The organism is Aromatoleum tolulyticum, assembly GCF_900156155.1.
Classification (GTDB): domain Bacteria; phylum Pseudomonadota; class Gammaproteobacteria; order Burkholderiales; family Rhodocyclaceae; genus Aromatoleum; species Aromatoleum tolulyticum.
In genome coordinates this window covers 78738-101430 of the sequence record NZ_FTMD01000011.1, presented here as the reverse complement: position 1 = coordinate 101430, position 22693 = coordinate 78738, and the positions used below count along the sequence as shown (strand labels likewise).

The following is a 22693-nucleotide window of genomic DNA, read 5'->3' as shown; positions in this document are numbered from 1 at the left end:
AAAGGAGAGTGCAGATGGCACCCGGATTGGTATCGCGCAGTCTTTCGAAAGTCCGCGAAATCGTCGCCGGCGCTGCCGCCCGCAACGGCGAGCCGACCGAGAAGCAGCTGGACCGGATTCGCCGCCAACTGCACGAATGCGCGGAAAGCCGCGGCGGCGAGGTCTCGACGCGCATACGCGCGGCGCGCCTTGCCGACACCTACCTGAAGCTCGACGACGCCGGCCGCCACGCCTTCCTGCGCATCATCGCACTCGAGTTCGGCCCCGAGCCGAAACGCATCGCCAAGGCACACGAGGCCTATCAGGCCGCCGTCGGCACGCCGAAGCAGTGGGACGCGGAGGCGCAGCTGCGCGCGGCGATGCGCTCGTCGCGCATCCGCATCCTGACCCAGTTCAACGCGATTCCGCAGGGTGTGAAGTTCCTCGTGGACCTGCGCGCCGACCTGCTGCGCTTCCTCGACGATGACAAGGAACTGAAGTCGCTCGACCGCGAACTCGATGCGCGCCTCACGGCGTGGTTCGATGTCGGCTTCCTCGAGCTCACACGGGTGACATGGAACTCGCCTGCGGCGCTGCTGGAGAAGATCGTCCAGTACGAGGCGGTGCACGAGATCCGCTCGTGGAAGGACCTGAAGAACCGACTCGGCTCGGACCGCCGCTGCTACGCCTTTTTCCATCCGCGCATGCCGCAGGAGCCGCTGATCTTCGTCGAGGTCGCGCTGCTCGACGACCTCGCCGACAACGTCCAGAAACTGCTCGACGAGAACGCACCGGCGGCCGACGCGGAGCGTGCCGACACGGCGATCTTCTATTCGATCAGTGCCACGCAGGACGGGCTGCGCGGGGTTTCCTTCGGCAACTTCCTGCTCAAGCGCGTCGTCGACGATCTGCAGCGCGACTTCCCACGCCTGAAGACCTTTGCGACGCTGTCGCCGATCCCGGGACTCGTGAAGTGGGCGGCAAAGAATTCTAAAGACATCGTGGCGACGTTCGGCGAGGAGGACTGGAAGCGCCTCGCGGCAGCCGGCATCGACGGGCCGGAATCCCCCCTCCTCGCCCGGGTGCTTGCGGGCGATCCGGAGTGGGCGGGCAACCCGGCACTCGCCCGCGCGCTGCGCGATCCGCTGCTCAAGGCGACCGCCGCCTACCTCCTCGAAGCCAAGCGCGACAAGCTGCCGCTCGATCCCGTTGCCCGCTTCCATCTCGGCAACGGCGCCCGCGTCGAGCGGCTCAACTGGCTCGCCGACACCTCGGCGAAGGGGCTCGGCCAGTCGTGGGGCGTCATGGTCAATTACCTGTACGACCCGGACCGCATCGTCGACAATGTTGAGTCCTTCGTGGACACGGGCCGCATCGACGCCGCCGCGGGCGTCAGGCGCCTCGCACGACGATAAGCGCAGGGAGCGGCCCCGATCGTGAAACTTTCGCTCCGTCTCAGTTCGATCCGCATGCGGCTGCTGCTCGCCAGCACCGTGGTGCAGGTCGTGCTGTTGACGCTGCTGCTCGCGAACAGCGTCCGCCTGATGAACCAGGCAACGAACGCGAGCCTCAACACGCTCGTCAACCAGAACGCCACGATGCTGCATGCGATGGCGGTCGCGTACGGCGACATGGGCGAGTTCGACGCCCTCCAGGACGTGCTCGGCGAACTCCTGAGCGAGGCCGACGAAGGCCTGATCTACGTGCGCATCGTCGCGCCGGACCGGCGCGTGCTGGTCAATGCCGGCTTGCCCGACACACAGGCATTGCCCGAGGTCGACCACGGCAACGCCCGCGGCGGCGGCGCCGGCGGAATCGTGCATGTGCGCCGGCCGCTGCTGCTCGAACGCAACGAAGTCGGATTCATGCAGTTCGGCGTGTCCGTGTCGGTCCTGGCGGCGGCCCGCAAGGCGATCACCGAACAGGGCGCAGCGATCGCGCTGGCGGAAATCCTGATGACCTTCGGCCTGCTGTCGGGCATCGGCTACCTGCTGACCCGCAACCTGACCCGCCTGCTCGCCGGCAGCGAGGCGATCGCGGCGGGCAAGCTGGATCACCGCCTGCCCGAAAACGGCCACGACGAACTGGCCCGCCTGGCGCGGCGTTTCAACGTGATGGCGGCGAACCTGCAGGACCGCATCGGCGAGCTGCAGGATTCGGCCGAGCGCCTGAAGGCCAGCGAACAGCGCTACGAACTGGCGATCCAGGGCGCACACGACGGCCTGTGGGACTGGAACATCACGGAGGGGCAGGTCTACTGCTCGCCGCGCTACTGCGAGATCGCGGGGCTGACCGCCGGACGCCTCTACTACAGCCCCGACGAGGTCCTTACCGGTATCCACCCCGACGATGCGCCGGGCTACCGGGCGAAGATGATCGAGCACCTGAAGGGCTTCAGCTCCCAGTTCAAATGCGAATACCGGGCGCGCCAGCCGGACGGCAATTATCGCTGGGTCATGACGCGGGGAGTCGCCGTGCGCGGCGACCACGACCGCGCCGTGCGCATGGCCGGATCGATCAGCGACGTGCATGCCCACAAGCTGGCGCAGGTCCGCCTGCAGTACGATGCGCTGCACGACGGCCTGACCGGGTTGCCGAACCGCGCCCTCTTCCTCGAACACGTGCGCAGCGCCTTGGGGCAGCAGCGCCGCGTGGGCGGGCAGGACTTCGCGGTGCTCGCGATCAACCTGCAACGCTTCCGGCTCGTGAATGACAGTTTCGGTCACGAGGCCGGCGATGCGCTGCTGCGCCAAGTCGCGCACACGCTCCAGGAAACGCTGCGCTACGGCGACATCGCGGCACGGGTGGGAGGGGACCAGTTCGCGCTGCTGCTCAATCGCATCGAGAATCCCGCCGAGGCCCTGCGCCTCGCCGAGGCGCTGCGCGAGCGCCTGTCCAAGCCGACCAGTGTCGCGGGCCAAATCCTGTATCCGAAGTTCCGCATCGGCATGGCGTTGAGCAGCGACTACCAGGACAGCGAGAACGGCGACACGATGTTGCGCGATGCGGACAACGCGTTGCAGCGCACCCGCCAGCGCGGCGGCGACTCGGTGGCGATCTTCCACGCCTCCATGCATGCGCAGGCGCTGGAAAGCCTGCAGCTCGAGGGCGACCTGCGCGATGCGCTGACGCGCAACGAGCTCAGCGTGCACTTCCAGCCCATCGTCGCGCTCGACAGCGGCTCGATCGCGAGCTTCGAGGCACTGGTGCGCTGGCGCCACCCCGGCCGCGGCATGCTGCCGCCGAATCTCTTCGTGCCGCTGGCCGAAACGCTCGGGCTCATCCATGAGCTCGACATGCTGGTGCTGACGCGTGCCTGCGAGCGCATCGCCCAGTGGCGCGAACGCGCATGCAGCGATGCCGCCGTTCCCAAGGTCAGCGTCAACCTGTCGGCGACGCAGTTCGGGCGCCCGGATCTCGCCGGCGAGATCATCGCCGAGGTGGACCGCCACGGCCTGCCGCGCGAGATGCTGCGCTTCGAGGTCACCGAGAGCGTGCTCGCCCAGCCGGAAGGGCCTGCCGCGGAGATCCTGCAGAAGCTGCGCACGGCGGGCATGTCGGTGCTGATCGACGACTTCGGCACGGGCTACTCGGCGCTGAGCTACCTGCACACGATCCCCTGCGACCTCGTGAAGCTCGACGGGTCCTTCGTGCGTTCGCTGGAACACGACGGGCGCCTGCGCACGATCGTCGCCAGGAGCATAGAGCTCGCCCACGACCTCGGCATGCGCGTGGTCGCGGAGTGCATCGAAACGACGCGTCAGGCCGAACTGCTGCTCGGGATGGGCTGCGACTACGGCCAGGGTTACCTGTTCGCCCGCCCGCTCGACGACGACGCCGTCGAACACTTGCTGTTCGGCCAACAGTTGGCCCAGGAGGCCAGTGCATGAGCTTGACCAGGCTGCTCCGCCGCTGCGCCGCGATGATGCTCCTTGCGGCCGCCGCGGCCCCCGCACACGCCGAAGCGGACGCACCGGCATCCCCCCCGCGCTTCGAGTTTGCCGGTTTCGGTACGCTCGGCGCCGTGTCCACGGACGACAAGGACGTCTGGTTTACGCGCTACGGCGTCAACTACCCGGGCAAGAAAGATCCGGATTTCAGCCCCGACAGTCTCGTCGGCATCCAGGGCAGCCTGCGTCTCACGCCCTACAACGACATCACGCTGCAAGGCTTGGTGCGCGAGGACGGCGGCGCGAGCCAGGATCCGCAGCTCACGCTCGCATTCTTCCGGCAGACGCTCGCACCGGGCCTGTCGGTGCGCCTCGGCCGCGTTCGCGTGCCGTTCTTCATGCTGTCCGATTCGCTCTACGTGAATTACGCGAATCCGTGGGTGCGGCCGCCGGTGGAAGTCTACGGACTCAATCCCTTCAACGACCTCGACGGCGTCGATTTCATCTACAACGCACGGTTCGACGCCTTCGACATCGAGGTCCACCCCTATTACGGAGGCGGCCGCATTCCGTTTCCTCAGGGAAAGGCCCGCCTGAAGGAAGCCCTCGGCGTGAACCTCGGACTGAGTCGCGGCGATTTCTCGCTGCACCTGGGCCACGGCGAAGGCACGTTCACGCTGGAGCGCGGCGACGCACTGTTCGTCGCAGTCTCGAATATCCTGCAGCGCACCGGTCAGGGCGGGGTGATCTCCGACCTGTCGGGCACGCACGGCCGCACGCGCTTCGATTCCGTCGGCGTGCAATGGGACGACGGCAGCTGGCAACTCATCGGCGAGTATGCGCGGCGCAAGACCAACCGCTATGCGGCGAGCGCGCACGGCTGGTACCTGAGCCTGGGCAGGCGCTTCGGCCCGGTGATGCCGTACATGGTGGTGGCGCGCCAGATGCTGGACGAACAGTTTGCCGCCGCAACACTGCCATCCGGGCGGCTTGCGACCTTGTGGGACGTCTTCCTCGTGTCGCGCAACAACGCCCAGCGCAGTGTCACCCTGGGTGCCCGCTGGGAGCTCGCGGCCTACGCGGCCGTGAAGGCCGAGGTCACTCAGGCCAGACCCGACGGCGACGCCTGGGGCTCGTACGCCCCACGGGGCGATGTGGAGACGACACGCATCGGCGGCCGCACGCTGAACACCTTCAGCCTGTCACTTGACGTGAGCTTCTGAGGGGATGCCGGTGATTCGCCTGGTTCGCGGCTGTTTCCTCGCCCTCTCACTGCTGGCTGCGCCCTGCGCGCTCGCGCAGATCGTCATCGTCGCGGGCGCCCGCAGCCTGCTGCCCGAACTCACGCCCGAGCAGGCGGAACAGTTCTACCTCGGCCGCGCGCACACGCTTCCTGACGGCAGCGTGGTGACGCTCGCGGACCTGCCAGCAGGAGCGGTGCGCGACCAGTTCTATCAGCAACTGACGCGCAAGAACGCCAACCAGATCCGCGCCCATTGGTCACGCATGGTGTTCACCGGGCGCGCGCTGCCGCCCCAGCAGGCCGACAGCGTGGCCGAGCTGCGGCAGTGGCTCGCGGCACAACCCAACCTCATCGGCTACATGCCCGCCGCCGAGGCGGACGGGCGCGTAAAGGTGCTGTTGCGTCTGCCCTGACCCTCCCGCATTGACCCGCCCGCCCCCGACTCGGCGGCCTCGGGAACTCAGCGCGACGCGACGACCTGAAGCGCCAGTTCGCCGACACCGGCGACGACGCCGCGCAGGCGGTCGCCGACGACGACCGGCCCCACACCCTCCGGCGTCCCCGTAAAAATCAGGTCGCCCGCTTCCAGCCGGTAGTAGCGGGAGAAGAAGGCGATGATCTCGGGGATCGTCCAGATCATGTCCGAGAGGTCGCCGCGCTGGCGCGTTTCGCCGTTGATGTCGAGGCGGATCTCGCCCGCCTCGAGCACCTGCCCAGCGGCCGGAACGATCTGCGAAATCGGCGCGGCCCAGTCGAAGGCCTTGCCGCTGTCCCACGGCCGGCCGAGGGCCTTCGCTTCGGCCTGCAGGTCGCGGCGCGTCATGTCCAGGCCCACCGCGTAACCCCAGATGCAGGCACGCGCCGCCTCGGGCGTCAGGTCGCGCCCGCCCGCCCCCAGGGCGACGACGAGTTCGACCTCGTGATGGACGTCGCTGCTCGCCGGCGGATAGGGAAATTCGCCGCAACTGCCGGCGGGCACGGGCAGCACGGCATCGGCCGGCTTGGTGAAGAAGAAAGGCGCCTCGCGGCTCGGATCGCCGCCCATTTCGCGCGCATGCGCGGCGTAATTGCGCGCGATGCAGTAGATGCGGCGCACGGGGAACAATCCGCCTCCCGCGACGGGAACGGCAGGACGCGGGGCGGGTTCGATCACATAGGCTTCGGACATCTCGTTTCTCCGGAATTCGCCGCGGCGTTCCGCCCAGGGATGGAGCGCAGCAGGCCCTGGGTGGCGGGGCGTGACGGGTGGCGATCAGACCACAGGGGAGTTGACCGGGCAAGCGCTCGATGTTGTAATGCGAATCGTTCCTATTTGCTTTATCGCTCAGATCATGCAGGCACAGGCCAATCCGCATTGCCCCCTTCCCCGCTCCGCGGAAGCCGCGCCGCACGCCCGCGAAGCCGGCCTTCCGGCAAGCGCCGTGATTCCCAGCGAACGGCTGCTGCTCGGCCAGACCTGCGTGACGATCGACCATGACGGCACCCACTACGTGCTGCGCGCCACGCGTGCAGGAAAACTGATCCTGACGAAGTAATCGGCTTCCACCACCACGACAAACGGAACAACGAGGCTAGACTATGTATGTCTGCATCTGCAACGCAGTGACCGAACGCCACATCGGCGAGGCAGTCAGCGAAGGCGTCTCGACCTTGCGCGAGCTGCGGACCCGGCTGGGCGTCGCAGGTGAATGCGGCCGTTGCGCGACCTGCGCGCGCGACTGCCTGCGTACTGCGATGGCGGAACAGACGACGACCGCGAAACCGGCGATGACCGCGTTCGCGCCCTCGTATTCCCTGGCAGTGGAGGCCGTATGAAAGGCGACAAGAAAGTCATTCAATACCTCAACAAGCAGCTGACCATCGAACTCACCGCAATCAACCAGTACTTCCTGCATGCACGCATGTACAAGAACTGGGGCCTCGGGAAACTCGGCCACCACGAGTACGAAGAGTCGATCGAGGAGATGAAGCACGCGGACAAGCTGATCGAGCGCGTGCTGTTCCTCGAAGGACTGCCCAACCTGCAAAACCTCAACAAGCTGCTGATCGGAGAGAACGTTCCGGAATGCCTGCAGGGCGACCTCAAGCTCGAACAGGGCGGACGCACCGAGCTGATCGAGGCGATCGCGTACTGCGAGTCCTGTAAGGACTACGTGTCGCGGGAGATCTTCGAGGAGATCCTCGAAGACACCGAGGAGCACATCGATTACCTGGAAACGCAACTCGAACTGATCGACAAGGTCGGGCTGCAGAATTACCTGCAGTCGCAGATGGGCAGCGCGAGCTGACGCGCGCCCATCCTTCGCGCCGGCCCCGATAGTGCCGGCGCACACGCATACCGCAAGCCAGTTCTCCCGCAGAACGAGCCAGCGTCAATGATCGAACGGAGAACTGGCCAGCATGCATACCCGAACCGTGGGTGAAATCAAGGATCCGTCGCTGCGGCAGGGCCCCGCCTTTGCCGCGCACCGCCTCGTCCTGTACGTGGCGTTCGCGGCGCTGCTCATCGACCTGCTGATCCGCTGAGCGCTGCGACACGTCCGGCTACACATGGCCCAGTCCCACGCCCTGCCTTCGGCTTCCTTCGCGCCGCTGCCGAACCCCTCGGGGCGTCGGCCGCCCGGTTTTGCGCCGCCGCGCGAACCGGCGGCGCCGCAGGAGCCGGTCACCGCGCGCGCCGCACGCAAAGGTCGCCGCGAGCGGCCGCTGCTTTTCGTGCTGGTGGTGCTCGCCCACGCCGCCGGCCTCGCCGCCCTGGCGCAGCTTGCCCGGCAACCCGCCGTCGTGGCCGAAACGCCGATTTCGGTGGCATTGATCGAACTGCCCGTGCCCCTGCCGAGCGTGGCGCCGCCCCCGCCCCGGCCCGTCGTCGAACCGCCGCCGAAGCCGACACCGCGCCCGCAGACGCGCGCACCGAAACCCGCTCCGCAGGTGACCGAAGCGCCGACTGCGATCCGCAGCGAAACGCCCCCGCCGCAGGCGACGCCGGAACCCGCACGCGAGGCCGTCGCGCCGACGCCTCCGGCCCCGCCCGCGCCGCCGGCGCGCCCTGCCCCCGAAGCGCCGCCTGCCGTAATTGCCGCCCGTTTCGACGCGGCCTACCTGAACAACCCCGCGCCCGCCTACCCGCCCCTGTCGCGCCGCATGCGCGAGGAGGGCAGGGTGATGCTGCGCGTGCAGGTCACCGCCGAGGGCTTGCCCGCGCAGGTCGATCTGGCGGAAAGTTCCGGGTTCGCACGCCTCGACACTGCTGCCCGCGAGGCGGTGCAGCGCTGGCGCTTCGTGCCGGCAAAACAGGGCGGGCAGCCCGTCGCCGCGGCGGTCATCGTCCCCATCGTATTCAAACTCGAAGGAAACTGAACATGCTCACCGACACTTTCGGGCTGTCCCACCTTTGGGCCCAGTCGGATATCGTCATCAAACTCGTCGCCTTCACCCTCGTGGTGATGTCTGTCGCAAGCTGGTATCTGATCGCCGTACGCACGACGCGCCAGTTGCGCGCCCGCCGCTTCGACAGCGCGGTCGAGGGCTTCTGGAGCGCAGCCAGCCTCGACGAGGGCCTGCGCCGCGTGTCGCAGGTCGCGCCGGACTCGCCCTTCGAGGCGCTCGCGCGCCAGGGTGCGGCCGCGGCCGAGCACCTGCGCCGCCATACCGCCGCGGACACACTGGGCGGCAAGCTCGACGCCGACGAATTCGTCACGCGCGCGCTGCGCAAGTCGATCGCCCTGTCGACCGCGCAGCTCGAATCGGGACTCACGGTGCTCGCCTCGATCGGCTCGACCGCACCCTTCGTCGGCCTGTTCGGTACCGTGTGGGGCATCTACCACGCCCTGATCGGCATCAGCACCTCGGGCGCCGCGACGCTCGACAAGGTCGCCGGCCCGGTGGGCGAGGCGCTGATCATGACGGCCTTCGGGCTGTTCGTCGCGATTCCGGCCGTGCTCGCGTACAACACCTTCACGCGGGCGAACCGGCTCGAGCTCTCCGAACTCGATGCCTTTGCGCACGACCTGCTGGCATGGTTCACGACCGGGACGCGCCTGGCGAGCGCCCCCGCCGAGCAGGCCCCGCGCGCCGTTACACCGGCTGCGGCGGCCAAGCTCGCGGGAGCGGCGTGATGGCCTTCGGCAGCTTCAACGAGCAGGGCGGCTCGGCGCCGATGAGCGAGATCAACATGGTCCCCCTCATCGACGTGATGCTGGTGCTGCTGATCGTGTTCATGATCACGGCACCGCTGCTCACGCACTCGGTCAAGATCGACCTGCCGACCGCGGCCAGCCAGGCCAACAACGAGAAGCCCGACACCGTGACGCTGGCGCTCGACGCGGCCGGCGCGCTGTACTGGAACGACCGGAAGATCGGCGACGAGGAACTGGCCACGCGGCTCGCCACCGCGGCGGCCCAGCCGGTGCAGCCGGAGCTGCATCTGCGCGCCGACCGCGAGACGCGCTACCAGAAGCTCGCCGAGATCATGTCGGCGGCGCGCGCCGCAGGCATCCAGAAGATGGGCTTCATCACCGTTCCCGAGCACTGACCGACGGGGGCCGCCCGGCCCCCGGTGCGCGTTACCCCCTCCCCGCCTCTCCGGCAAGCTCCCCCGCCGGCCCCGGCGCGCCCTGCGCCGGGGAACCCCGCGCTGCAATACGATACAAACCGGAAACGGGCATTCGCTATCCTTGGCTGCGATCTCGCTGTGCGCGCGGCATTGCGCCTGCGCCGCGGAATATCCATTTGCCAAGCCGCAGCCCTGCGGCGAAACTTCAACGCTCAACCCAACAACCTGCCGAACGAAAACATGACCTCCACCCCCGCGCCCAAGCCGCGCCGACTGCGCCGCGCCGTGATTGCCCTGGTCGCACTGGGCGTGCTGGGAGCGGGCGGCTGGTTCGCGTGGACCAAGTATTTCGCGCCGCCCGACGAGCTGGCGCGCTACCAGTTCGCGACCGTGACACGCGGCGACATCGAGGACGTCGTCACGGCCACCGGGACGCTGCAGCCGCGCGACTACGTCGATGTCGGCGCGCAGGTGTCGGGCCAGCTGAAGAAGATCCATGTCGAAGTCGGCTCCGAGGTGAAGGCGGGCGATCTGCTCGCCGAGATCGACCCGGTCGTATTGCAGAGCCGCGTCGATGCGACCCGCGCGCAGCTGCGCAACCTGCGCGCCCAGCTGATGGACCGCGAGGCGAGCCGCACGCTGGCCGATGTGCAGGTGAAGCGCCAGCGCAACCTGATGGCCGAGGACGCCACGACGCGCGAGACCCTGCAGAACGCGGAGGCCGCGCTGCTGTCGGCGCAGGCGCAGGTCGAGGCGATCAAGGCGCAGATCGACCAGACCGACTCCAACCTGCGCGCGGACGAGGCCAACCTGAACTACGCGCGCATCTACGCGCCGATTTCCGGCACCGTCGTGTCGATCACCGCGCGCCAGGGCCAGACGCTGATCGCGAGCCAGCAGGCGCCCGTCATCCTGCGCGTCGCGGACCTGTCGACGATGACGGTGCAGACCCAGGTCTCGGAGGCGGACGTGAGCCGCCTGCGCCTCGGCATGGACGCCTACTTCACCATCCTCGGCGGCGAGGGACGGCGCTGGGAGGGCAAGCTGCGCAAAGTCGAGCCGACACCGGTGGTGCAGAACAACGTCGTGCTCTACAACGCGCTGTTCGACGTCTCCAACCCGAACCAGGCGCTGATGACGCAGATGACCGCACAGGTGTTCTTCGTCGTCGCCTCGGCGAAGGACACGCTGCTCGTGCCGATGTCGGCGCTGGCCGCCGGCCGCAGCGGTCGCGCGGAACGCATGAAGACCGCGGCCGCGGGCGGGGACGCGCGCCCCGCCGGCGCACCGGGCGCCGACGCCCCCAAGGGGCCCGACACGAAGAAGGGTGCAGGCGGCGCGGCGCGCACGGTGACGATCAAGGTCGCGCCGGCGGAAGGACCGCTGCAGGACCGCCAGGTCGAGATCGGCGTGCGCAGCCGCATCCACGCCCAGGTCCTGTCCGGCCTCGAGGAAGGGGAACGGATCGTGTCGGGCATGGCCCCCGCGGACAAGGGCGCCAACGCCAGCGCACCGCGCCGCACGCCACGCATATGAAAGCCGAACCGCTGATCGCCGGACTGGACCCGGATTCGCCCCGGCGCCGGCCGTCTGGCGAGCCGCTGATCGAGCTGTCGGGCGTCACCAAGACCTTCCGCACCGGCGAGCTCGCCGTCGAGGTGCTGCACGGCATCGACCTGACGATCTACCCAGGCGAGTTCGTCGCCATCGTCGGCAGCTCGGGTTCGGGCAAGTCGACGCTGATGAACATCCTCGGCTGCCTCGACCGTCCGAGCACCGGCACCTATCGCTTCATGGGGCGGGACGTCGCCGGATTCGAGCGCGACGAGCTGGCGCGCCTGCGACGCGAGACTTTCGGCTTCGTGTTCCAGAGCTACAACCTGATCGGCGGCGCCAGCGCGCGCGAAAACGTCGAGGTGCCGGCGGTCTACTCGGGCATGCCGCCGGCCGAACGCCATACACGCGCGATCCAATTGCTGACGACCCTGGGTCTGGGCGACCGCACCACCAACCGCCCCAGCCAGCTTTCCGGCGGCCAGCAGCAGCGCGTGTCGATCGCTCGTGCGCTTATGAACGGCGGCCGCGTGATCCTTGCCGACGAGCCGACCGGCGCACTCGACAGCAAGAGCGGCGCGGAGGTCATGCAGCTGCTGCGCGAGCTGTCGGCGGCGGGGCACACGATCATCCTGATCACGCATGAGCGCGAGGTTGCCGACCAGGCTCAGCGCATCATCGAGATCCGCGACGGCAGCGTCGTCTCGGATCCGGGCCCGCGGCCGCCGGTGGATCCCGAGCCCGACTTCGCCCCGCACATCGACCGCACCTCGCACCTGTCGGACCTCGTCGAGGCGACCCGCACGGCGCTGCGGGCGCTGCGCGCCAACCTGTTCCGTGCGGCGCTCACGCTGCTGGGCATCGTCATCGGCGTCGCGGCGGTGATCGCGATGCTGGCGATCGGCGACGGCGCCAAGCAGGACGTCATCGACCGCATCAGCGCGATGGGCACGAACCTCCTCACGGTGCGGCCCGGCGCGCCCAACCAGCGCGGTCGGGACACGACCGCGACGCTGGTGCGCGAGGACGTCGCGGCCATCATCGAGCTGCCCAACGTGCTCGCCGCGGTGCCGGAACAGAGCACCGGCGTGACGGTGCGCTACGGCAACGCCGACCACCGCACCTCGGCGACGGCGACCGGCGCCGATTACACCATCGCGCGCGACTGGCCGGTCGCGCAGGGCACCTTCTTCAGCGCCGCCGACGAGCGCCGCTATGCGACGGTCGCCACGGTCGGCCAGACGGTCGCGAAGGCCCTGTTCGGCGACGAGGATCCGATCGGCAAGTACGTGCTGGTGAATAACCTCGTGTTCCAGGTGGTCGGAGTGATGGGACCGATGGGCGCGACGCCGTGGGGCTCGGACCAGGACGACGTGATCTTCGTGCCCTTCTCGACCGGCAGCCTGCGCCTGACCGGCCAGCGCCACCTGCGCAGCGCCATCGTCGCGGTGGAGGATGTCGAGCAGATCGACGACACGCAGGAGGCCGTGCGCGCGCTGCTGCAGGCGCGCCATTCCGGCATCGAGGACTTCCAGATCCGCAACATGGCGCAGGTGATCGAGAGCGCGTCGGAAACGCAGAACACGCTGACCGTGCTGCTCGGCACCGTCGCGGCGATCTCGCTGCTGGTGGGCGGCATCGGCGTCATGAACATCATGCTGGTGTCGGTCACCGAGCGCACGCGCGAGATCGGCATCCGCATGGCGACCGGTGCGCGCATGAAGAACATCCTGCAGCAGTTCCTGATCGAAGCGCTGGTCGTGTCGGCGCTGGGCGGACTGATCGGGGTCGCCGTCGGCCTGGGCGCCGCGGCAGTGATCGAAGCCTTCGACAAGCCTGTCGTGTATTCGCTGCCCCCCGTGCTGCTCGCCTTCGGCTGCGCCTTCGCCACCGGCCTGATCTTCGGCTACCTGCCCGCGCGCAAGGCCGCCCGCCTCGACCCGGTCGTCGCCCTTGCGTCGGAGTGATCCCTCGATGAACCGCATTCCTCCGCGCCGGCTCGCTCCGGCGCTCGCTACGAGCCTGCTGCTCGCATTGTCCGCATGCGCGGTCACCGAACCGGCGACGCGCGCCGACGTCGCCGTCCCCGCAGGCTGGACCGAACCTGCCGCGAACGGCGCACTTCAGCCCGACCGCCTGTGGTGGCGCGGCTTCGCGTCGGCCCGGCTGGAATCCCTGGTCACTGCGGCAGTCGCGGACAATCCGGATTTCCGCGCTGCAGTCGAGCGCGTCCGCCAGGCCGAGATCGCGCTGCGCGTGGCCGGTGCGTCGCTGCTGCCCTCGGCCGGCATCGGCGGCGACACCGCATGGCGGCGCAGCGATCCGGGCGGCGGCGGACGCTCGGTCGACAGCGAATCATCCGGCGCGAGCCTGTCGGTCAACTACGAAGTGGACCTGTGGGGCCGCATCGCTGCCAACGTGCGCGGCGCGGAAGCAAGCTTCACCGCCAGCCGCCACGATCACGACGCGGCACGCCTGACGCTGGTCGCCAGCGTCGCCAACACCTATTTCCAACTGCTCGCCGCGCGCGAGCGGCTGGTCATTGCGCGCGACAACCTCGCGATCGCGGAGCGCGTGTTCGGCATCGTCGAAGCGCGTTACCGCAACGGCGCGGCGTCCGCCCTCGACGTGAGCCGCCAGCGCAGCACCGTGCTCGCACAGCGTGCCGCCCTGCTGCCGCTGGAGACGCTCGAACGCCAGACGCATAGCGCGCTGGCGCTCCTCGTCGGGCAGGCGCCGCCGGATTTCAGCCTCGCGGCCGAATCCTTCACGACCCTCGCGATCCCGCCGGTCGCCCCCGGCATGCCCGCCGAACTGCTCACGCGCCGACCTGATCTCGCCAGCGCCGAGGCCCAGCTCGCCGCGGCCGACGCCGATGTCGCGGCGGCGCGCGCGGCCTTGCTGCCGCGCATCGATCTTGCCGGCTCGGCCGGCCTCGCAAGCACGGCGCTGCTTTCGCTCGCGAATCCCGCCAGCACGCTGGGCCTGACGGCCGGGCTCACGCATAGCCTGTTCGACGGCGGGCGCCTGCGCAACGAGGTCGAAGCGGCACGTTCGCGGCGGCGGGCGCTGGTCGAAAACTACCGCTCCGCCGTGCATGTCGCGCTGAAGGAGGTCGAGGACGCCCTCGGCAACGCCGACCGCGACCGCCGCCTCGAGGACAGCCAGCAGGAGATCAGCCGCGAGGCGGCGCGCAGCCTGCGCCTTGCCGAGATGCGCTACCGCGAAGGGGCGGACGAGCTGCTGACGGTGCTCGACGCGCAGCGCACGCTGTTCCAGGCGCAGGACCAGCTCGCCCAGCTGCGGCTCGCCCGCCTCACGGGCACCGTGGATCTCTACAAGGCGCTCGGCGGCGGCTGGTCCGCCACGGAAGGATCCACGCCCGGCTGACGGCACAGATCCTCCCCGAAAGTCGCGTACCGACCAGCGCGTTCGGTGCACAGCCGAAGGCTCCGAAGGCCGCCGGCACCCCTCGCCACACGAATCGGGGCTCGATCTCTATTGCGACTAATTCTCATTGTCGTTATTATTTGCATCAGCATTCAAGCGATTTGCGTATCCACGATCATTCCCAGCATCAGCCAGAAAAAAGGAAAGCCTCATGCTCCGTCTCCCGTTCCGCTCCCTTGCCGTGGCCACTCTCGCAGCCCTGTCGTTCTCGGCACAGGCCCTCGAATATCCGATCGGCGCGCCGCAGCAGCGCAACGGCATGGAGATCGCGGCCGTGTACCTGCAGCCGATCGACATGGAGCCGGAAGGCATGATGAAGAAGGCAGCCGAAACCGACGTTCATATCGAGGCCGACATCCGTGCGCTGGCGAACAACCCCAACGGCTTCGAGGAAGGCAGCTGGATTCCCTACCTGACGGTGAAGTTCGAGATCGCCAAGGTCGGCAGCGACTGGAAGCTCGCCGGCGAGTTCATGCCCATGGTCGCGAGCGACGGTCCGCACTACGGCGACAACATCAAGCTCGCGGGCCCGGGCAAGTACAAGGTCAAGTACACGATCCTGCCGCCGGGCGCGAGCCACGGCAGCCACTTCGGGCGCCACACCGACCGCGCCACCGGCGTGCGTCCGTGGTTCAAGGCCTTCGAGGTCGAGAACGAATTCACCTATGCCGGCATCGGCAAGAAGGGCGGCTACTGATGAGGGCCGCACGCATTGCCCGCACGGCGATCGCCATCGCCGTGGCGGGTCTGTCGTGCGCGAGCCAGGCGGCACCGACGGCGCAGGACAAGCTCATCGCGGAGCTGAAACGCCTGGCCGAGCGCGTCGAAAAGCTCGAGAAACGCAACACCGAGCTTGAGGCGAAACTCGCTGCGGGTACTGCGGCGCCGGCATCCGCCCTCGCGCAGCGCGTGCAGGCGCTGGAGCAGGCGAACCAGGAACTGACCGCGAGCCTGGAGAGCGACCGGATCAGCGAACGCGACCCCGAGCTGGCGATCCGCCTGAAGGCCGTCGAGGAGCGCACGAACGCGATCGCGGCCCCCGCCAAGCTCGCCAGCGCGCTCGAAGGGATCGCGATCGAGGGCAGCGTCGCCGCGGTGGCGCAGCAGATCAACAGCCGCGCGCGCGACAACGGCGAGCGCGAATCGCAGCTCTCGTGGCGCGGCGACCTCGGCATCACGCTGCCGGCCGGCGACATCGGCGAGGGCAAGGGGGAGTTCTTCACCCAGCTGCGCGTGGGCCAGGGCGACAGCTTCACGCGCCTGAATCCGACCTTCACCGGCGCCTTCAACAGCCTCGCATTCCAGGCGGGCGGCGGTTCGGAGGAGACCTACGCGATCGTCGCGCAGGCGTGGTATCAGCTGACGACGCCACTCGGCGCGGGGGGCGAGGACGCGCCACACAAGCTGCAGTTCACCGTCGGCAAGATGGACCCCTTCGTGTTCTTCGACCAGAACGCGATCGCCGACAACGAGGCGGAGAAATTCCTCAACAACGTCTTCGTGCATAACCCGATGCTCGATTCGGGCGGGGCGGTCGGCGCCGACAGCTACGGCTTCACCCCCGGCCTGCGTCTGGCCTACCGCAACGAGATGGACAAGCCGGACTGGTGGCAGGTTTCGCTCGCCGCGTTCGGTGCCGGCGAAGGCGCGCAGTTCGGGCGCAGCTTCGACAAGCCCTTCGTCATCGGCCAGCTGGAATACGGACGCAAGAACTACGGCTTCGACGGCACCTACCGCCTGTACGCGTGGCGCAACGGCCAGTACGAGGGCTTCGACGGCTCGCGCGACACGGCGACCGGCTGGGGCGCGAGCGTCGACCAGCGCGTGCATGAGGACGTGACGCTGTTCGCCCGCTACGGCCAGGCGACCTCGGGCAAGGCCGCGTTCGATCGCGCCGTCACGGTCGGCGCCGAGCTCATGGGCGATGCGTGGGGCCGCGGTGCCGACAGCGTCGGCCTCGCGTGGGGTTGGCTGCGCGCAAGCAAGGACTTCCGCCGCGAAGCCGCCGACCTGCAGGACGGCGACGGCAACTTCCTCTTCGGCTACACGCCGAGCGGAGCCGAACAGGTGGCCGAGCTGTACTACCGCTGGCACCTGAACGACCAGCTGTCGCTGACGCCCGACCTGCAGTACGTGCGCCGCGCTGCGGCGAACCGCGACGCGAAGAACATGACCGCCTTCGGGGTGCGCGCCCTGTATGCGTTCTGAGCGCCAACGCTCCTTTCGCCCTGCCCGGCTTTCCGCCGGGCGGGGCTTTTGCATTTCCACGGTGAGAACCCGCCAGCCATGAAGATTCCAGCCAGCCTGATCGCCTCCGTCCGCAGCCTCGCCCTTGCCGCCGCCGTCCTCGCGGCACCTGCCCTTGCGCGCGCCGACATGCCGACCTTCGAGGTCGTCGCGGAGAACGGCCGCTTCACGCCCGAGACGATCGAAGTGCCCGCCAACACGCGCTTCCGCCTGCAACTGACGAACCGCAACGTCGGCCCCGAAGAGTTCGAGACGAGCACGCCGTTCAAGGAGCTCGTGGTGGGCCCGGGCGTGACCCGCAGCACCATCTTTCCGCCGTTGAAGCCGGGCTCCTATCCGTTCTTCGGCGAGTTCCACCCCGACACGGCGAAGGGCCGTTTCGTCGCCAAGTAAGCACTTCGGGAGGCCGGCAGCATGGGCAACGCACTATTCATCGTATGGCGCGAGAGCGTCGAGGCGATCCTGATCATCAGCATCCTGCTCGCGTGGATCCGCGAACGCGGAGACACCCGGATCGGCGTGCATCACCTGTGGGCGGGCATCGGCGGCGGACTCGCGCTCGCGGGCTTCCTCGCACTGACGATGCTGGGCGTGCATGGGTGGCTCGCGGCCGACGCGCTGGACCTGTTCCAGACCGCGATCGTGTTTGCCGCCGCCGGCCTGATCACGCACATGGTGCTGTGGATGCGCTCGCACGGACGCCACATGAAGCGCGAACTGGAGGCCGGCCTCTCACGCGCCGCGGATTCGGCCGGCGGCGCGTCGGTCGCCATACTGGCGGCGATCGCGGTGGGCCGCGAGGGGGCGGAAACCGTGCTGTTCCTGTACGGACTGGCGATGGAGCAGTCCGGCGAAACGCTCGCTCGCCTGTTCGCGGGCGCGGGCATCGGCTTCGCGCTGGCGCTGGCGACCGCGTGGGTGATCCTGTCGGGCGCGCGCTGGTTGCCGGGGCGCCTGTTCTTCCGCGCGAGCGAGATCGTGCTGTTGCTGCTCGCGGCGGCACTGCTGGTATCGGGCGTCGAGCGCCTGATCGACATGGAGTGGCTGCCGCCGCTCATCGAGCCGGTGTGGGACAGCTCGGCGCTGCTCGCCGACGGCAGCACGGCGGGCGGCATCGCCGCAGCCTTCGCCGGCTATCGCGCGCAGCCCTCGTTGATGGTGCTGATCGCGTGGCTGGGCTACTGGGGCGTGATCGCGCTGCTCGGGCGGCTGCAGCAGAGGGCCGCGGCATGAACACCTGCGCCATGCCAACCGCCGCTGCCTCCGCCCGCCCGCGCCTTGCCCGCGTGGGCGAGCTGATGCGCCGCCATCGCGGCTGGATCGTCGGCGTGCAGTGGGCGATCCTCGCTGCCTACCTGTTCCTCGTCGTCACGCCCGCCTTCCTGCCGCTGCCGGACTCGGACGCGCGCCTGTGGAACAACCTGACGCTCTTCGCGCAGTTCGCCTTCTGGGGCATCTGGTGGCCCTTCGTGCTGGTGTCGATGATGCTGATGGGGCGCGTGTGGTGCGGCGTGATGTGCCCGGAGGGTTTCGTCTCCGAGCAGGTGTCGCGCTTCGGCCTCGGCCGCCCGGTGCCGCGCTGGATCAAGTGGGGTGGCTGGCCCTTCGTCGCCTTCCTCGGCACGACGGTATATGGCCAGCTCGTGAGCGTGTACGAGTACCCCAAGGCGGCATTGCTGGTGCTGGGCGGATCGACCGTCGCGGCGATCGCCGTGGGCCTGGTCTATGGCCGCGGCAAGCGCGTGTGGTGCCGCCACCTGTGCCCGGTGAACGGTGTGTTCGGCCTGCTGTCGCGGCTCGCGCCGGTGCATTTCCGCACCGACCGCGCGGCATGGGAGTCGTATGGCGCGAAAAAGGTGATCCCGATCAACTGCGCGCCGCTGGTGGACATCCGCCGCATGGAGAGCGCCGCCGACTGCCACATGTGCGGGCGCTGCGCGGGGCATCGCGACGCGGTGAGCCTCGCCGCGCGCGTGCCCGGCAGCGAGGTCGCGCAGCTCGACGCGCAGGACGCGGACCGCTGGGAAGTGCGCCTGCTGGTGTTCGGCATCATCGGCACCGCGATCGGCGCCTTCCAGTGGTCGGCCTCGCCGTGGTTCGTGCGCGCGAAACTCGCCGCCGCGGAGTGGCTGGTCGAGCGCGACGCCTTCGCGCTGCTCGGTGACGACATCCCGTGGTGGCTGCTGACCCACTACCCCGAAACGAACGACGTATTCACGTGGCTCGACGGGATCATGATCCTTGCGTACATCGGCGTCACGGCGCTGGTGCTCGGCGGCTGGATCACGCTGTGGTTGCGCATCGCCGCCGGCCTGCTCGGCGACACGGCCGCGCGCCTGCGGCTCGCCTATGCGCTGATCCCGCTCGGCGGCGCCGGCGTGTTCCTCGGGCTCTCGGGCCTCACGGTCACCCTGCTCGCCGCCGAAGGGGTGATCCTCACGGCGCTGCCGGAAGCGCGCGCCACGCTGCTCGTGGCGGCGACGCTGGCGAGCCTGGGTCTGGCGGCCATCCACGTCCGCCGCACCACGGCGCCGACGCTGCGGCGCATCGGCGCCCTGCTGGCGTTCGGCGCGGGCACCGCGGCCGCGGTCGTGCCCTGGGTACTGATGTATTACGTCTGGTAATGCGCGCCGGGTCGATCTTGCAACATAAATAATCTAACCTGTTGGTCATCGGCATCCCGGCTAGAGACCGGGGCCGCCCCGACAGGAGATTGCGATGACCCGATTCATCCTCAACGGGCAGAAGGTCAACTCCTCCATGCCCGAGGACACCCCGTTGCTGTGGGTGCTGCGCGACGGCCAGGAACTCACCGGCACCAAGTTCGGCTGCGGCATGGGGCTGTGCGGCGCGTGCACGGTGCATGTCGACGGCATCGCGGTGAAGTCCTGTTCGACGCCGGTCTCGGCGGTTGCCGACAAGCACGTCACGACCATCGAACAGGTCGGCAGGAACCGCGTCGGCGCGGCGGTGCAGGCGGCGTGGCAGAAGCTCGACGTCGTGCAGTGCGGCTACTGCCAGTCCGGCCAGATCATGGCGGCCACCGCATTGCTGGCGAAGACACCGCGGCCGAGCGACGCGGACATCGACGCGGCGATGGCCGGCAACCTGTGCCGCTGCGCGACCTACGTGCGCATCCGCGCCGCGATCCACGAAGCCGCGAAGAACCTCGCGGGGAGGGGCACGGCATGACGAGCCGCATCGAGAACGTGTCGCGTCGCGACTTCCTCAAGGCCGGCGCCGGCCTCACGCTGGGGCTGGTGCTGCCGGGCGCAGGTTCCGCGCTGGCCGCCGCGGCGAAGGAATCGCAGGGCGAGGAAGCCGCCTTCGCGCCGAATACCTTCGTGCGCATCGGCAGCGACAACCGCGTGACGGTCATCGCCAAGCATCTGGAGATGGGCCAGGGCACATACACCGGCCTCGCGACCCTGGTCGCCGAGGAACTGGACGCCGACTGGGCGCAGGTCGTCGTCGAAGGCGCCCCGGCCGACGCCAAGCGCTACAACAATCTGCTCTTCGGCCCGTCGCAGGGCACCGGCGGCAGCACCGCGATCGCCAACTCCTACGAGCAACTGCGCCAGGCGGGCGCGAGCGCGCGGGCAATGCTGGTGCAGGCGGCGGCGGCGCGCTGGAAGGTGCCGGCCGGCGAGATCCGCATCAGGGCGGGCGTCGTCAGCCATGCGAAGAGCGGCCGCAAGGCGAGCTTCGGCGAACTGGCCGAGGCCGCGGCGAAACAGGCGGTGCCGCAGGAAGTGCGCCTGAAGGATCCCAAGGACTTCACGCTGATCGGGCGCCACGTGCCGCGCAAGGACAGCGTCGAGAAGACCACCGGCCGCGCGCAGTTCACGCAGGACGTGAAGCTGCCGGGGATGCTCGTCGCGGTCGTCGCGCACCCGCCGCGCTTCGGCGCGACCGTGCGCGCAGTCGATGAACGGGCGGCGCGCGCGGTGCCCGGCGTGGTGCGCGTGGAGCGCATCCCGCAGGGCGTCGCGGTGCTGGCGCGCGACTACTGGACCGCAAAGAAGGGGCGCGACGCGCTGCAGATCGACTGGGACGACAGCGCTGCCTACCGCGGCAGCTCCGCGCAGATCTTCGCCGACTACCGGAAACTCGCCGTGACGCCGGGGCTGGTCGCGCGCCGCGACGGCGACACGGACAAGGCCTTGATCGAGGGCGCAAAGGCGCTGGAAGCGGAATACGCCTTCCCCTACCTCGCGCATGCGCCGATGGAGCCGCTCAACTGCGTGATGCGCGTCGATGCACAAGGCTGCGAGGTGTGGAACGGCGAGCAGTTCCAGACCGGCGACCAATACACGCTGGCCGCCTTCTTCGGCCTCAAGCCCGAGCAGGTGAAGCTCAACATGCTGTTCGCCGGTGGCAGTTTCGGCCGGCGCGCGAACCCGGCCGCCGATTACGTGCTGGAGACGGCGCACATCGTGAAGGCGATCCGCGGCGAGGCGCCGGTGAAGCTGGTGTGGTCGCGCGAGGACGACATGCGCGCCGGCTACTACCGGCCGCTGTACCTGCACCGCCTGCGCGCCGCGCTCGATGCGCAGGGCAAGCCGCTCGCGTGGTCGCAGCGCATCGTCGGCCAGTCGATCCTCGCCGGCACGGCGTTAGAGGCCGCGATGGTCAAGGACGGCGTCGACGCGACCTCGGTCGAAGGCGCGGCGAACCTGCCCTATGCGATCCCCAACCTGCAGGTCGAACTGCACACGACGAGCAAGGACGTGAAGGTACCGGTGCTGTGGTGGCGCTCGGTGGGCTCGACCCACACCGCGTTCGCGGCCGAGGTCTTCCTCGACGAGCTGGCGACGGCCGCGGGGGCCGATCCGGTCGCGTACCGGCTCGACCTCCTCGGCGCGCACCCGCGCCACGCCGGCGTGCTGAAGCTCGCCGCCGACAAGGCCGGCTGGAGCAAGCCGCTCGCGCCGGCGCAGACAGGCCGGCGCGGTCGCGGCGTCGCGGTGCACGAGTCCTTCAACACCTTCGTCGCGCAGGTGGTCGAGGTCACGGTCGCAGCCGACGGCGGTTTCACCGTCGATCGCGTCGTGTGTGCGGTGGATTGCGGCATCGCCGTGAATCCGGACGTGATCCGCGCGCAGATGGAAGGCGGAATCGGCTTCGGGCTTGCCGCCGCGCTCAGCGGCGCGATCACGCTCAGGGACGGGGTGGTCGAGCAGTCGAACTTCCACGACTACCCGATCCTGCGCATCGACCAGATGCCGCGCGTCGAGGTGCATATCGTGCGCTCGGCTGCGAAACCGACCGGAGTCGGCGAACCGGGCGTGCCGCCGCTCGCGCCGGCGCTCGTGAATGCGCTGTTCGCCGCGACCGGCAAGCGCATCCGCACGCTGCCGATCGGCGAGCAGCTGAAGGCCTGACGGAGTAAGGGCGGGCGCCCTGCGAGGGAATGCCGCGGTCGGCGGTGCGCTCGTCGTACAGGCGCTCGAAGCATTGCCGCAGGCGCTTGCGGCGAGCAAGGCATACACGACCGGCTTCAGCCGGGGACGGATGACATCTTTCTACTCCTGCATGAGCCCTGGTTGACAGGGTAGAGACGTCGCCTCGCTTGCCGTCGATGAACTATCGGTACGGTACGGCCCCGTGTGCGCCAGCTGTGACCGGTCGGAAACCGCCGGCTTGCGGACGTCACGCTCGAGAACGTGTTCGCATCGCAAATGACATGCCTTCGCAACACGATGCATCTGCGTACCTTGCGCGGCAGGTGGTGGTGTAAATACAACGAATCTTATTTGCGATTGATTCGCATTT

At 68.9% G+C, this 22693-nt stretch carries 22 protein-coding genes; 21 read left to right on the top strand and 1 reads right to left on the bottom strand.

The genetic code is table 11. The features are described from left to right. Positions 1-14 precede the first annotated feature (14 nt). From BW991_RS16605 to BW991_RS16590, 4 genes are read left to right on the top strand one after another with little or no spacing between them, the layout of a single operon-like run. Positions 15-1394 carry a malonyl-CoA decarboxylase gene (locus BW991_RS16605; RefSeq protein WP_076603228.1) on the top strand — a complete coding sequence of 460 codons (1380 nt, stop codon included), beginning with the start codon at positions 15-17 and terminating at the stop codon, positions 1392-1394. Between the two features lie 21 nt (positions 1395-1415). Continuing rightward, entirely contained in the window at positions 1416-3869 is a 2454-nt protein-coding gene (locus BW991_RS16600) for an EAL domain-containing protein (RefSeq protein ID WP_170879122.1), read from the top strand. Beyond that, positions 3866-5092, top strand: a complete 1227-nt coding sequence (locus tag BW991_RS16595; RefSeq protein ID WP_084205123.1) for a hypothetical protein — start codon at positions 3866-3868, stop codon at positions 5090-5092. The genes BW991_RS16600 and BW991_RS16595 overlap by 4 nt, the downstream gene beginning before the upstream one ends. Before the next feature lie 4 nt (positions 5093-5096). Next, a complete protein-coding gene (locus BW991_RS16590) occupies positions 5097-5525 on the top strand; it encodes a hypothetical protein (protein ID WP_076603226.1) in 429 nt (142 codons plus the stop codon). Positions 5526-5572: 47 nt separating this feature from the next. Here BW991_RS16590 and BW991_RS16585 read toward each other — a convergent pair whose 3' ends face one another. Next, positions 5573-6280 (bottom strand): fumarylacetoacetate hydrolase family protein, encoded by a 708-nt coding sequence (locus BW991_RS16585; RefSeq protein WP_076603225.1) that lies wholly within the window; start codon positions 6278-6280, stop codon positions 5573-5575. Between the two features lie 253 nt (positions 6281-6533). Between BW991_RS16585 and hemP the strand changes: the two genes are divergently transcribed. The 17 genes from hemP (at position 6534) to BW991_RS16505 (ending at position 22302) form a co-directional block, all read left to right on the top strand. Beyond that, positions 6534-6647, top strand: coding sequence for a hemin uptake protein HemP (gene hemP, locus BW991_RS24225; RefSeq protein WP_244551731.1), 114 nt, complete (start codon positions 6534-6536; stop codon positions 6645-6647). Positions 6648-6690: 43 nt separating this feature from the next. Then, positions 6691-6927 (top strand): (2Fe-2S)-binding protein, encoded by a 237-nt coding sequence (locus BW991_RS16575; RefSeq protein ID WP_076603223.1) that lies wholly within the window; start codon positions 6691-6693, stop codon positions 6925-6927. Beyond that, positions 6924-7400: a bacterioferritin gene (gene bfr / locus BW991_RS16570; RefSeq protein ID WP_076603222.1), complete on the top strand. Its 477-nt coding sequence runs from the start codon at positions 6924-6926 to the stop codon at positions 7398-7400. The genes BW991_RS16575 and bfr overlap by 4 nt, the downstream gene beginning before the upstream one ends. 112 nt (positions 7401-7512) lie before the next feature. Next, positions 7513-7638, top strand: coding sequence for a hypothetical protein (locus BW991_RS24380; protein WP_280174126.1), 126 nt, complete (start codon positions 7513-7515; stop codon positions 7636-7638). 24 nt (positions 7639-7662) lie between these two features. Further along, positions 7663-8472: an energy transducer TonB gene (locus BW991_RS24375; RefSeq protein ID WP_084205122.1), complete on the top strand. Its 810-nt coding sequence runs from the start codon at positions 7663-7665 to the stop codon at positions 8470-8472. A 2-nt stretch (positions 8473-8474) separates the two neighbouring features. After that, complete coding sequence (locus tag BW991_RS16560) at positions 8475-9230, top strand: MotA/TolQ/ExbB proton channel family protein (RefSeq protein WP_076603221.1); 756 nt, start codon at positions 8475-8477, stop codon at positions 9228-9230. Next, positions 9230-9646, top strand: a complete 417-nt coding sequence (locus tag BW991_RS16555; RefSeq protein ID WP_076603220.1) for an ExbD/TolR family protein — start codon at positions 9230-9232, stop codon at positions 9644-9646. The genes BW991_RS16560 and BW991_RS16555 overlap by 1 nt, the downstream gene beginning before the upstream one ends. 261 nt (positions 9647-9907) lie before the next feature. Then, entirely contained in the window at positions 9908-11203 is a 1296-nt protein-coding gene (locus BW991_RS16550; RefSeq protein WP_076603219.1) for an efflux RND transporter periplasmic adaptor subunit, read from the top strand. Then, positions 11200-13188, top strand: coding sequence for a MacB family efflux pump subunit (locus BW991_RS16545; RefSeq protein ID WP_244551729.1), 1989 nt, complete (start codon positions 11200-11202; stop codon positions 13186-13188). Before BW991_RS16550 ends, BW991_RS16545 begins: the two co-directional genes overlap by 4 nt. A 7-nt stretch (positions 13189-13195) precedes the next feature. Then, positions 13196-14611 carry an efflux transporter outer membrane subunit gene (locus tag BW991_RS16540; protein WP_076603218.1) on the top strand — a complete coding sequence of 472 codons (1416 nt, stop codon included), beginning with the start codon at positions 13196-13198 and terminating at the stop codon, positions 14609-14611. Positions 14612-14822: 211 nt separating this feature from the next. After that, positions 14823-15368, top strand: coding sequence for an iron transporter (locus tag BW991_RS16535; protein WP_076603217.1), 546 nt, complete (start codon positions 14823-14825; stop codon positions 15366-15368). Further along, positions 15368-16879, top strand: a complete 1512-nt coding sequence (locus tag BW991_RS16530; RefSeq protein ID WP_076603216.1) for a carbohydrate porin — start codon at positions 15368-15370, stop codon at positions 16877-16879. Before BW991_RS16535 ends, BW991_RS16530 begins: the two co-directional genes overlap by 1 nt. Positions 16880-16957: 78 nt before the next feature. Further along, entirely contained in the window at positions 16958-17311 is a 354-nt protein-coding gene (locus BW991_RS16525; protein WP_076603215.1) for a cupredoxin domain-containing protein, read from the top strand. A gap of 21 nt (positions 17312-17332) precedes the next feature. After that, a complete protein-coding gene (locus BW991_RS16520) occupies positions 17333-18151 on the top strand; it encodes an FTR1 family iron permease (RefSeq protein WP_076603214.1) in 819 nt (272 codons plus the stop codon). Further along, the gene (locus tag BW991_RS16515) at positions 18148-19542 is read left to right on the top strand and encodes a 4Fe-4S binding protein (protein WP_076603213.1); all 1395 of its coding nucleotides are present in this window, start codon (positions 18148-18150) and stop codon (positions 19540-19542) included. Before BW991_RS16520 ends, BW991_RS16515 begins: the two co-directional genes overlap by 4 nt. 94 nt (positions 19543-19636) lie before the next feature. Further along, positions 19637-20110, top strand: a complete 474-nt coding sequence (locus BW991_RS16510; protein WP_076603212.1) for a (2Fe-2S)-binding protein — start codon at positions 19637-19639, stop codon at positions 20108-20110. Then, positions 20107-22302, top strand: a complete 2196-nt coding sequence (locus BW991_RS16505; protein WP_076603211.1) for a xanthine dehydrogenase family protein molybdopterin-binding subunit — start codon at positions 20107-20109, stop codon at positions 22300-22302. The genes BW991_RS16510 and BW991_RS16505 overlap by 4 nt, the downstream gene beginning before the upstream one ends. Positions 22303-22693: the final 391 nt, after the last annotated feature.